This is a genomic window from Microbacterium sp. Gd 4-13 (assembly GCF_003095395.1).
In the GTDB taxonomy this organism is placed as follows: Bacteria; Actinomycetota; Actinomycetes; order Actinomycetales; family Microbacteriaceae; genus Microbacterium.
This window is the reverse complement of record NZ_QEIJ01000015.1, coordinates 1-11,139: the sequence shown is the minus strand read 5'-3', so window position 1 is coordinate 11,139 and position 11,139 is coordinate 1. Positions and strand designations below refer to the sequence as shown.

The following is an 11,139-nucleotide window of genomic DNA, read 5'->3' as shown; positions in this document are numbered from 1 at the left end:
CTCAGACGATCACCGCTTTCCAGACCACCGGCTTCTCCGGCAACGGCGAGATCTCGGTCTCGTTCTCGCTCCCCGCGTCGGTCGTTCCGAACCCGGAGCCGACGTCGACGGCCAGCCCGGAGCCCACGTCGACGGCCAGCCCGACCGCGACGCCCATCCCCGGCCTGCCGGCCGCTAACGCCGGTGCGTCCGACAGCCTCGCGGCGACGGGCTACGACTCGACCGGGATCGCCGGACTGGCCATCGGCGGAGCCATGCTCGCCGGCGCCGGTGCGGTCTTCATGGCGATCCGCGCACGCGCACGCCGGGTCAGCTGACCTCGGACCGTGTGAAAGAAGCCCCCATCACCTCGCGGTGGTGGGGGCTTCTTCGTGTCGGCTCGCTCCGGTGGCGCTCAGCGCCGGACGTCGAACTCCAGATCGATGAGGGCGAGTTCGTCGCGGGGAACGACCGCGGTGAGCACTCCGCCGTCGGGGAGCGCCGCTCCGACGGCGTAGACGAAGGGATCGGTGTCGATCTCGATGCCCGGGAGGTCGCTCCCCTCGACGCGGACGCTCACGCCATCTCGCACGGCCGATGCCCCCGGGAACGCCGGCGAGTCCCATTCGTGCAGGTCGATGCCCGCCCGTTCCCGGAAGTGGTTCATCAGGATGTGTCGCGCGTGGTCCACCAGCAGCGCTTCGGGCGTCGTCCGCTCGGAGCTCTCGGCGTGCCACGAGGTGCGCACGGCCTCCGACAGACGCGGGTAGCGCATGCGCTCGACCTGCTCGATCAACCACGCGGGCCGTGGCCACGGCGGAACCGTATCGAGGGAGCGCCGCGTGTGGTCGTCGAGGTCGGCGAGGTTCACCGGATCCGACCGATCATCGGGATCGCGCCACAGCAGATAGCCCACGCTCACCGACATCGCGACCATCGTCTCGCCCTGCTGTTGCACCGTGAGCGCGAGACTGTCGTCGTCTTCGAGCGATCGCTGCGGAACGAAGCCCCGCGCGGGTACGGGCAACTCCTTCGCCCGCTCGGCCTGATCGAGCCGCGGGTCGGGGGCGTCTTCGGGAAGCACTCCGGCGAACTGCATGCTCTCGAGTGTGACCGTCCGACCGGGGTCCGGCAAGAGACCGGTGGATGCTGCGCCATCACCCCTTGACCGGGCGCGCACGGGTTGATTCGATCAGCTCATGTCTTTCGTCGAGTCTGCGGACGGAACGCCGATCCACGTGGAGACGACCGGCGACGGCCCGCCCGTGGTCATCGTCAACGGCGCGTTCTCCACGGCGGCGGATGCCTCCGGGGTCGCCGACGCGCTCGTGCGCGCGGGGTTCGCCGCGGTCGTCTACGACCGCCGAGCCCGCGCCGGCAGCGGCGACACCCGCCCGTTCGCACCCGAGCGCGAGGCCGACGACCTCGCCGCGGTGATCGCGGGCGTGGGCGGCGCGGCGGCCGTCCTCGGACATTCGTCGGGCGCCGTGCTCGCGCTGTTCGCGTCTTCGCTGGGGGTGCCGACCGGAACCCTCTTCCTGTCCGAACCGCCGTTCCATTTCGGAGAGGACGAGCCGCCGTCGGATCTTCCCGAGCGTCTGCAGCGCGCGATCGACCAGGGGCGCCCGGCCGACGCGGTCACGATGTTCCAGATCGAGGGCATAGGTCTGCCCCCGGCGATGGTCGAGCAGATGCGGTCGAGCCCGATGTTCGACGGCCTCGTCGCGCTCGCGCAGTCGACGGTGTACGACGCCACCCTCACCCGGCAGGTCTCGACCCCCACGGCGGCGATGCGCGAGGTCGACGTGCCCGTGGTCGTGCTGACCGGAAGGGATACCTTCCCCTTCCTCCACGCGGCGTCCGAACGCCTCGCCGAGGAGGTGTCCGGTGCGGTGTTCGTCGAGGTCCCCGAGTCGGTGCAGCACCGGCTCGACCCCGAGGCCACCGTGCGGGTCGTCACCGCGCACTTGCACGCGTGAGGCTGCGGCTGCGCAGCATCCATCCGATCGAGGAGGCGACATGTTCACCACAGACAGGGCTTTCAGCGGGTTCTCCGTCGACGACATCGACACCGCGCGCTCGTTCTACCGCGACACCCTCGGACTCGAGACCGTGGACGACGAGATGGGCTTCTTCAGCCTGAAACTCGCGTCGGGCGCGTCGGTGTTCGTCTATCCGAAGCCGAACCATGAGCCCGCGAGCTTCACGATCCTCAACTTCCCGACCGACGACGTCGGGGCGGCCGTCGACGACCTGAACGCGCGCGGGGTGACGACGAAGATCTACGGTGACGACGAGCTGAAGACCGACGCGAAGGGCGTTCAGCGCGGCCGGGGTCCGACGATCGCGTGGTTCCGCGATCCCGCCGGCAACGTGCTCTCCGTGCTCGAAATGTGACTCGCCGTCGCCCGCGCTCCGTGCCGGTTCCCCTGTCGCATCTGGCGGGTTCGATCAGCCATCCGTGACGGGGGAGCGGATGCGGCGGGGGAGCGGATGCCGCGGAGGAGACGGCGCCGGGGGAGCGGGCGCGGCGCCGGGTCAGAGAGTCGGCCAGCCCTCCGGGGCGATGGAGCCCGCGGGGTATTCGTCGAGCGGCACCGTGCCCGCGCGCCACGCGTCGAGCACGGGCTGCACGATGCGCCAGCACTGTTCGGCGGCATCTCCCCGCACCGAGAGCATCGCGTCGCCATCGAGGATGCCCGAGAGCACCTCGGCGTAGGCGACGCGGCCGCCCTCGCCGAGGTCGGCCTGCAGCGAGACGCGTTCGAGCACCAGCGGATCGGCGCCGCCGTTGACGTTGAGGCCCAGTGACATCGTGTCGGGGCTGAGCGAGAAGCGCAGTTCGGTGGGGGCGGTTTCGCCCGTGAACCCCTGTGGCATGTGGCGCACGGGTTGGAAGGTGACGATCACCTCGGCATCCTTGTCGGCGAGAGCCTTGCCCGAGCGCAGCGTGATCGGAACGCCCTGCCAGCGCGCGGTGCGGATCTCCACCGACATCTCGGCGAGGGTCTCCGTCTCGCGCGAGGGGTCGACACCCTTCTCGTCGACGTACGAGGGGTACTCGCGCCCGTCGACCGTGCCGGCGGTGTAGCGCGCGCGTCGAGACGATGCGACCGGGTCGTCGCCCAGGACGTGCGTGGCGCGGAGGATCGCCGCGGTCGCGTCGCGCAGATCGATCTCGTCGAGAGACGACGGCGGCTCCATGGTCACGAACGCCATCACCTGCAGCAGGTGGCTCTGGATCATGTCGATGAGCGCGCCGGCACGGTCGTAGTAGCCGGCGCGACCCTCGAGGCCCAGCGATTCGTCGTACTGGATGACGATCGACGCGATGTCGTCGGCCGACCAGACCGGCTCGATGAGACGATTCGCGAACCGTACGCCGAGGAAGTTGAGCACCGTCGAGCGCCCGAGGAAGTGATCGACGCGGAACACCTGGCGCTCCGGAACGAGCTTGGCGAGCACCTCGTTGAGCTCGTGGGCGCTGGCCTCGTCGGTGCCGAATGGTTTCTCGAGGGCGAGGATCGTGCCCTCCGGGATCTCGACCGCTTCGAGCGCCGTGCAGGCCTGCTCCGCGACGGCCGGGGGAACCGCGAAGTACAGAGCGGGACGCCCCTCGGCGGCGTTCAGCAACGCCTGCAGGTCGTCGGGCTTCGTGATGTCTGCCTTCGAGTAGGTGGTGGCCGACACCGCGGCGAACGCGCCCGTCGCCTCGGTCGTCTCGAACGCCTTCTCGACCACCTCGCGCCAGTGCTCGTCGGTCCAGTCGTCCATGCCCGCGCCGTGCAGGCGCACCGACCGATAGGGCTCGCGCACGAGCAGCTGACCGAGCGCGGGGAGCAGCAGTCGCGAGGTCAGGTCGCCCGAGGCGCCGAGGATGATGAGGGTGGTGTCGGCGGTCATGAGGCCCACCCTAGGACTCGCCGGGCGCTCCGGTCCGGTCGCGCTCCGAAGTTGACAGAATCATGCCGTGCCCGCACCTATCGAGGACTACGCCTTGCTGAGCGACTGCCGCACGGCGGCCCTGGTCTCGGCGACCGGCAGTATCGACTGGCTGTGCCTGCCCCGCTACGACTCGCCCTCGATCTTCGGCGGCCTGCTGGGCGACGACGCGCACGGGTCGTGGAGCCTGCGCCCGACCGACCCGGCGGCCACCGCTGAGCGCCGCTACGACGACGACACGTTCATCCTGGTGACCCGCTGGACGACGCGGGCCGGGATCGCCGAGGTCTACGAGTTCCTCGCCTACGACGATGCGCGCCACGACCTCGTGCGGCGGGTCATCGGTGTCAGTGGCGAGGTGGAGTTCGAGAGCGTGCTGCGGCTGCGCTTCGACTACGCGCGCGCCCTTCCCTGGGTGCGGCAGATCGGTTCGCCCGACGACCCGGCGCTTCTCGCGATCGCCGGACCCGCGGCCGTGGTCGTGCGCGGTCCGCTGCACACCGCCCACGACCAGGCGCACAGCGCGACGTTCTCGGTGTACGCCGACCACTCGGTCGTCAGCACCCTCAGCTGGGCGCCGTCGTACGACGACGTTCCCGAGCCCGTCGACGTGGAGGGCGCGTGGGAGCGCACCCGCGAGTGGTGGACCGACTGGGCCAGCACCCTGTCGCACGACGGCCCGCACCACGACCTCGTGATCCGCTCGCTCCTCGTGCTGCGGGCGCTGACACACCGCGACACCGGCGGGATCGTGGCCGCGGCGACGACCTCGCTGCCCGAGCAGGCGGGCGGCCCGCGCAACTGGGACTACCGCTACGTCTGGCTGCGCGACGCCGCTCTCACCCTGCAGGCCTACATCGCCCACGGCTACCTCGCCGCCGCCGCTCGGTGGCGTGAATGGCTGCTGCGCGCGATCGCCGGCGACCCCGCCGACATCCAGATCATGTACGGCATCGCCGGGGAGCGCGACCTCCCCGAGCGCGAACTGCCGAACTTCCCCGGCTACGAGGGGGCCTCCCCGGTACGCATCGGCAACGGCGCCGTCGACCAGTGGCAGGCCGACGTCATCGGCGAGGTGATGGTGGCGTTGGATGCTGCGCGCCAGGCTGGGCTGACCGAGACGCCGTTCTCGTGGGCCCTGCAGCGGGCGCTTCTCGCGCAGGCGGCGCAGACGGTGGACGAGCCGGATCAGGGGATCTGGGAGATCCGCGGCGAACCGAGGATGTTCACGCACTCCCGCGTCATGATGTGGGCCGCATTCGATCGAGGCGTGCGCGCCGTGGAGCAGCACGGTCTCGACGGCGAGGTGGAGGACTGGCGTGCCCTGCGCGATCGGCTGCGGTCGGCGATCGACGCCACCGGTGTGGGCGAGGGCGGCTACTTCGTGCAGCACGACGCGACGACCGAGGTCGATGCGTCGCTGCTGCAGCTTCCGCTCGTGGACTTCTGCGCCGCCGACGACCCGCGGATGCTGCGCACGGTGGAGCGCATCGAGGAGACGCTGATGCCCGACGGGTTCGTGCGCCGCTACCGCACTTCGTCGGGAGTCGACGGTCTGTCCGGCGACGAGAGCGCGTTCCTCGCGTGCTCGTTCTGGCTCGTGCAGCAGTACGCCGCGTCGGGGCGTCGCGACGACGGCGGCGAGCTGATGGCGCGGGTGTGCGCGGCGGCGAACGATCTCGGGCTGCTGTCGGAGGAGTACGACCCTGCGGGGCGTCGCCAGCTCGGCAACACCCCGCAGGCCCTCTCGCATCTCGCGCTCGTCGGCGCGGCCGACGCCCTGCGCGGCTGAGTCAGCTGCGCAGCGCCTCGGTGAGCTTCACCCGGGCACCCATCCGCAGGAGGGTGTTCTGGTAGATGCGCGCACCGACCCAGATCGCCGCGGCGCACGTGGCGAGCAGGATGACCAGCGACAGCAGGGGCTCCCACCACTGCGCGTCGCCGAGGTAGAGGCGCAGCGGCATGCCGACCGGCGCCGAGAACGGCACGTACGACATGACCGTGAGCACCACGGGGTTGTCGTTGAAGAAGATGACGAGGAAGTACGGCGCCATCACGAGCAGCATGAGCGGGGTGGTCGTCGCGCCGATGTCCTCCTGTCGCGAGACCATCGCTCCGGCGGCCGCGAACAGGGCCGCGAGCAGCACGAATCCGAAGAGGAAGAAGACCGCGAACCACACCAGCGGTGCGCCGAGCCCGCTCAACAGCTCGGATTGACCGGTGACCGAGAGTCCGACGATCGAGATCGCCGCCAGGCCCACGATCTGACCCATCGCGAGCACCGTGTTGCCGATCACCTTCCCCGCCAGGAGCGAGCGCACCGGGATGGCCGAGATGAGGATCTCCACGACGCGCGTCTGCTTCTCCTCGACCACGCTCTGCGAGATCGTCGCGCCGAAGGTCGTCGCCGCCATGAAGAAGACGATGCCGAAGCCGATGGCCACGAGATAGCGGAGGGCGCCGTCGACCGCGTCGGCCGGGTTCAGCAACTCGACCGACGGGGTCTGGGCGAGCAGGCCCAGCACGTTGCTCGGGGAGCTGTCGTCGGCGATGACCTTGTACGAGAAGGCGCCGCCCGCGGCATCCGGCACGAGGGCCGCCTCGACGGTGCCGTCCTGCACGAGGGCGGTCGCCGCATCCGCATCGTCGGCGACGGTCACATCGAAGCCCTCGATGCCGCTGGCGTCGGGCTGCGTCTGACTCGTCACGGCGATCGCGATGCGGTCGTCGCCGGCGTTGTTCGCGGCGATGCCTCCCCAGATGACCGCGGCGAGGGCGATGATCAGCAGGAAGGCCGACGAGATGATGAACGACTTGCTGCGGAGCTTCGAGCCGATCTCGCGTTCGGCGACGAGCCAGACGCTCTGGAGCTCGCCCGGCGTGGATCGACGGGTGTTCGCGGGGGCGGAGGTGCTCACTGGATGACCTCCTTGAAGATCTGGGCGAGGGTCGGATGCTGCGGGGCGAAGCTGGCGACGTCGCCGCGCTCGACCGCGCGGCGCAGTACCCGCTGGGCGTCGTGCTCGGCGGCGTCGAAGAGGGCGTAGCCGCCGTCGAAGTCGACGACGGTGACCCCGGGTTCGTCGCGGATCCACCCGGCGTCGCCCGCGGAGACGAGCTCGAACCGGTGTCCGGCGTGCTCGGCGCGGAGCGCGTCGCGAGCGCCGGCGGCGCGCACGGTGCCGTCGGCGATGATGACGAGGTCGTCGCAGAGGCGCTCGACCACATCGAGCTGGTGCGAGGAGAACAGCATAGCGGTGCCCGCGGCCGCGCGCTCCTGCAGAACCCCCGCGACGACGTCGACGGCGAGCGGGTCGAGGCCCGAGAACGGCTCGTCGAGGATGAGCACCTCGGGGTCGTGCACGAGGGCCGCGGCGATCTGGGCGCGCTGCTGGTTGCCGAGGGAGAGGGTCTCCACGTTGTCGCGGAGGCGCTCCGACAGGCCCAGACGGTCGAGCAGCGACTCGGCGGCCGTGGTCGCTTCGGCTTTGCCGTAGCCGTGCAGCCGAGCGAGGTAGGCGATGTGCTCGCCGACGCGCATCTTCGGGTACAGCCCGCGCTCTTCGGGCATGTAGCCGAATCGGCGACGGTCGGCGGCGGTGACGGGCGAACCGTCGAGGGCGACATGGCCGCCGTCTTTCGCGAGTACGCCCAGCGCGATGCGCATCGTCGTGGTCTTGCCGGCGCCGTTCCCGCCGACGAAGCCCGTCAGGCGGCCCTGGGTGACGTCGAACGTCACGTCGTCGAGCACACGGCGACCGCCGTAGCTCTTGGTGATGCCGGTCAGCTCGAGCACGGCTCCTCCTCCTCCGGCACCCGCGGCGGGTGCCCGCGAACGACGTTACGCAGGCGGGTGCCGCGCAGCATCCGCCCCCGGGAGGGTTGGACTTCTCCCCCTGGCGGGGGAGGGGCGCTCAGGCGAGGCCGTGTCGGTGCGCGATCACGACCGCCTGCACGCGATCGCGCGCGCCGAGCTTCTGCAGCACGTTGGATACGTGCGTCTTGACCGTCGCATCGCCGATGTAGAGGCGGCTGGCGATCTCGGCGTTGCTGAGCGCCTCGGCCATCAGGCGCAGCACCTCGGTCTCCCGCTCGGTGAGGGTCGCGATCGCCGGGTGCGGGGTCGGTGCGGCGGCGATCGCGGGCTCGGCGTCGGGTCCTGCGAAGCGGGCGATGACGCGCCGGGTCACCTCGGGTGCGAGCAGCGCGTCGCCGCCGGCGACCACGCGAACCGCCGAGACCAGTTCCTCCGGGCCCGCGTTCTTCAGCAGGAATCCGCTTGCTCCGGCCGAGAGCGCCTGGAAGAGGTAGTCGTCGCGATCGAAGGTGGTGACGATGAGCACGGCGGCCTCGACCGAAGGGTCGGAGACGATCCGTCGCGTAGCCTCCAGGCCGTCCATGCCGGGCATCTGCACGTCCATGCAGATGACGTCGGGGTGGAGGGCGGATGCGGCGGACACCGCCTCCGCGCCGTTGGCCGCTTCTCCGACGACGTCGATGTCGTCCTGGAGCGACAGGATCGTGCGGAAGCCCGCGCGCATCATCGCGTGGTCGTCGACGAGCAGGACGCGTATGTCAGACACGGGCGGACGCCTTCGTCGTCAGGGGTACGCGGGTGCGCACGAGGTATCCGCCGCGTGAGCGGGGGCCGATCTCGATCGTTCCGCCCGACGCTCCCGCCCGCTCGCGCATGCCCAGCTGTCCGAGGCCCGGTGCGCCGGAGCCCACGCGTCCGGTGTTCGATACCTCGAGCTCGACCGACTCGTCGGTGTAGCGCAGTCGCACCTCGGCCGTGGCGTGCGGTCCGCCGTGTCGGCGGGCGTTCGTCAGGGCCTCCTGGGCGATGCGGTAGAGGTTGACCTGCACGAGACCGGGCACCTCGCGTTCCTCGCCGACGATGTGGAACGTGGTCGGCATGCCGGCCGACCTCGTCGCCTCGACGAGGTCGCTCACCGCGTCGAGGTCGCGGGTGGTCGGAGCGGTGTCGGGTTCGGGGTCGCTGCCGTCGGGCGTCCGCAGCGTGGCGAGCAGCTGCCGGAGTTCCGTCAGCGACTGGCGAGCCGACGACTCGACGCCCTCGAGGATCTCGCGGGCGTGGTCGGGGTCTTTCGGCATGACCGAGCGCGCGGCACCCGCCTGCACGCCCATGAGCGAGACGTGATGGGCGACCACGTCGTGCAGCTCGCGGGCGATCCGAACCCGATCGAGGGCGACGGCCTGTGCCGCGGTGACCTCGCGCTCCCGCTCGAGCTCGGCGGTGCGCTCCTCGAGGGCGGCGCGCTCGCGCATCTGCTGGTGCGAGCGCTCGCCGAAGTAGTAGGCCCCGCCGAAGTAGAGGGCGTTGAGGAGGAACGTCAGCAACGTGTAGGCGATGTACGGCGAGAACGCCCCCGCGCGCGAGAACACCTCCTCGGTCTCGGTGGGCACGGGGCCGGTGGCGTCGATGAGCATGACGATGGTCAGCCAGAGGAACATGCCCGCGATGATCGCGATCCGCACGATGGTCGCGCGACGCCTGTTCGTCGACCAGGCACCCACCGTGTAGAGCGCGATGAACATCGCCACGTTGCCGGCATAGAGCTCGGGGATCTGGATCGTCACCGCGACGAAGTAGGCGACGGAGACGACGATGGCGACGATCGACGGCCAGCGTCGGCGGAAGGCGAGGGGAACGGCGAGCACGAAGGCGTAGGCGACGGAGAGGGGCATCGCCGCCTGTCGGTCTCCGTACATCCCGGCGATCGCCGAGAGGACAGCGCTGATCAGTGCGCCGACGAGAACGACGACCGCCAGCACGACGTCGGCGCGACGCTGCGCGGGGGTGGGGATCATGCCCTCACGTTACGAGACGGGCGTGCCCCGCAGCATCCGCCGGAAGGGGGAGCGTGCACTCGATTCACAGGAATACACCCATCGGAGGCCGCGTTCGCTCGAGGGTACGGGCCGTTCCCGGCCGCGCAACCGAAAGGATCCCCGTGACTGACTACACGATCGGCTACATCGTCGGCAGCATCTCGAGCACCTCGATCAATCGGCGTCTCTCGAAGGCGCTGGAGCGCGTCGTTCCCGACGGCGTGAAGCTCGTCGAGATCCCGATCGCCGACCTGCCGTTCTACTCGCCCGACTTCGACGCAGACTTCCCGCAGGTCGCCCGCGACTTCAAGCAGTCGATCGCCGACGTCGACGGCGTGATCATCCTCACCCCCGAATACAGCCGGTCGATTCCCGGGGTGCTCAAGAACGCCCTCGACTGGTCGGCTCGTCCCTATGGTGAAGCCTCCTTCGACGGCAAGCCGACCGCGGTCATGGGCACGTCGCAGGGCCCGATCTCGACGGCCGTCGCGCAGCAGCACCTCAAGACGATCCTCAGCCACTACAACGCCCCCGTGCTCGGCCAGCCCGAGGGCTTCATCCAGTCGACCCCCGGTCTGTTCGAAGACGACGGCGCGATCACGAACGAGGGAACCGCGGCGTTCCTCCGCTCCTACCTCGAGGCTTTCGTCGACCTGATCGGTCGCTACGCGACCGCCGACGACGCTTCGGAGTCGAAGGCCGCCTGAGCGCCATCGGTCGCTCCAGACGCCCCCGGTCCTCGTGACCGGGGGCGTCTGGCGTTCGGCGCCCGCGCGGGTGCGGGCGGTACGGGGGCAGGCCGCGCGGGTGCGGGTGCGGGTGTGGGTGTGGGCGTGGGTGCGGGTGCGGGTCGCGCGGGCACCGGCTCGCGCGCGCACCGGCTCGCGCGGGCGAGGGCGCGGGTCAGGAGGGTGCGGGTCAGAAGGGCGCGGGTCAGAAGGGTGCGGTGGCTTCGGATGTGCGGTCGTCATCGGGTGCGGGCCGGAAGACCGGGACTTTCCGTTCCGGTCGCACCACGAATCGTCTCCCGCCGGGGGATTTCCATTCGAGTGCGCCGCCGCTGTCGGGGATCTGTCTCACGCACCACCCGCCGTGATGCTTGATCGTGTGGTGCCCAACGCAGAGGGGGCCGAGGTTCGTGAGTTCGGTGGTGCCGCCGTGTTCCCACGCGAGTTGGTGGTCGATCTGACACCTTCGGGCGGGTGTTCCGCATCCGGGGGCCATGCAGGTCGCGGCCCGCCATTCCACGAGCTGTCGTAACGCCGCCGGGGTGCGGTACTGGTCACGCCCGACGGAGAGCACCATCCCCGTCTCGGGGTGGGTGAGCACCCGCATCCACCCGTCCGCGCCGCCGCAGAGTTCCCG

Annotated in this window: 12 protein-coding genes; 5 read left to right on the top strand and 7 right to left on the bottom strand. The window is 70.5% G+C overall.

What is annotated here, in order from left to right; genetic code table 11:
• A partial coding sequence (locus DEA06_RS16215; protein WP_116649053.1) for an LPXTG cell wall anchor domain-containing protein occupies positions 1 to 317 on the top strand: 317 nt, incomplete at its 5' end.
• 77 nt (positions 318 to 394) lie between these two features.
• Here DEA06_RS16215 and DEA06_RS16210 read toward each other — a convergent pair.
• Positions 395 to 1,078, bottom strand: coding sequence for a hypothetical protein (locus DEA06_RS16210; RefSeq protein ID WP_116649052.1), 684 nt, complete (start codon positions 1,076 to 1,078; stop codon positions 395 to 397).
• 100 nt (positions 1,079 to 1,178) lie between these two features.
• Here DEA06_RS16210 and DEA06_RS16205 point away from each other — a divergent pair, with 100 nt between their 5' ends.
• Positions 1,179 to 1,958: an alpha/beta hydrolase gene (locus DEA06_RS16205; RefSeq protein WP_116649051.1), complete on the top strand. Its 780-nt coding sequence runs from the start codon at positions 1,179 to 1,181 to the stop codon at positions 1,956 to 1,958.
• A 40-nt stretch (positions 1,959 to 1,998) separates the two neighbouring features.
• A complete protein-coding gene (locus DEA06_RS16200) occupies positions 1,999 to 2,376 on the top strand; it encodes a VOC family protein (protein WP_116649050.1) in 378 nt (125 codons plus the stop codon).
• A 141-nt stretch (positions 2,377 to 2,517) separates the two neighbouring features.
• Here DEA06_RS16200 and DEA06_RS16195 read toward each other — a convergent pair whose 3' ends face one another.
• Positions 2,518 to 3,882: a glucose-6-phosphate dehydrogenase gene (locus DEA06_RS16195; RefSeq protein ID WP_116649049.1), complete on the bottom strand. Its 1,365-nt coding sequence runs from the start codon at positions 3,880 to 3,882 to the stop codon at positions 2,518 to 2,520.
• A 67-nt stretch (positions 3,883 to 3,949) separates the two neighbouring features.
• Here DEA06_RS16195 and DEA06_RS16190 point away from each other — a divergent pair, with 67 nt between their 5' ends.
• Entirely contained in the window at positions 3,950 to 5,713 is a 1,764-nt protein-coding gene (locus DEA06_RS16190) for a glycoside hydrolase family 15 protein (protein WP_116649048.1), read from the top strand.
• 1 nt (position 5,714) lies between these two features.
• On the opposite strand, the gene DEA06_RS16185 is transcribed toward DEA06_RS16190, so the two are convergent.
• From DEA06_RS16185 to DEA06_RS16170, 4 genes are all read right to left on the bottom strand, one after another.
• Positions 5,715 to 6,839, bottom strand: coding sequence for an ABC transporter permease (locus tag DEA06_RS16185; protein WP_116649047.1), 1,125 nt, complete (start codon positions 6,837 to 6,839; stop codon positions 5,715 to 5,717).
• Positions 6,836 to 7,717, bottom strand: a complete 882-nt coding sequence (locus DEA06_RS16180; RefSeq protein ID WP_116649046.1) for an ATP-binding cassette domain-containing protein — start codon at positions 7,715 to 7,717, stop codon at positions 6,836 to 6,838. Before DEA06_RS16180 ends, DEA06_RS16185 begins: the two co-directional genes overlap by 4 nt.
• A gap of 118 nt (positions 7,718 to 7,835) precedes the next feature.
• On the bottom strand, positions 7,836 to 8,504 hold the full coding sequence (locus DEA06_RS16175) for a response regulator transcription factor (protein ID WP_116649045.1): 669 nt from the start codon (positions 8,502 to 8,504) through the stop codon (positions 7,836 to 7,838).
• A complete protein-coding gene (locus DEA06_RS16170) occupies positions 8,497 to 9,753 on the bottom strand; it encodes a sensor histidine kinase (protein WP_116649044.1) in 1,257 nt (418 codons plus the stop codon). Before DEA06_RS16170 ends, DEA06_RS16175 begins: the two co-directional genes overlap by 8 nt.
• 143 nt (positions 9,754 to 9,896) lie before the next feature.
• On the opposite strand from DEA06_RS16170, the gene DEA06_RS16165 reads away from it, so the two are divergent.
• Positions 9,897 to 10,481: an NADPH-dependent FMN reductase gene (locus tag DEA06_RS16165; RefSeq protein WP_116649043.1), complete on the top strand. Its 585-nt coding sequence runs from the start codon at positions 9,897 to 9,899 to the stop codon at positions 10,479 to 10,481.
• Between the two features lie 226 nt (positions 10,482 to 10,707).
• Here DEA06_RS16165 and DEA06_RS16755 read toward each other — a convergent pair.
• Positions 10,708 to 11,139, bottom strand: a 432-nt coding sequence (locus DEA06_RS16755; protein ID WP_133241811.1) for an HNH endonuclease signature motif containing protein, incomplete at its 5' end; no start/stop codon positions are given.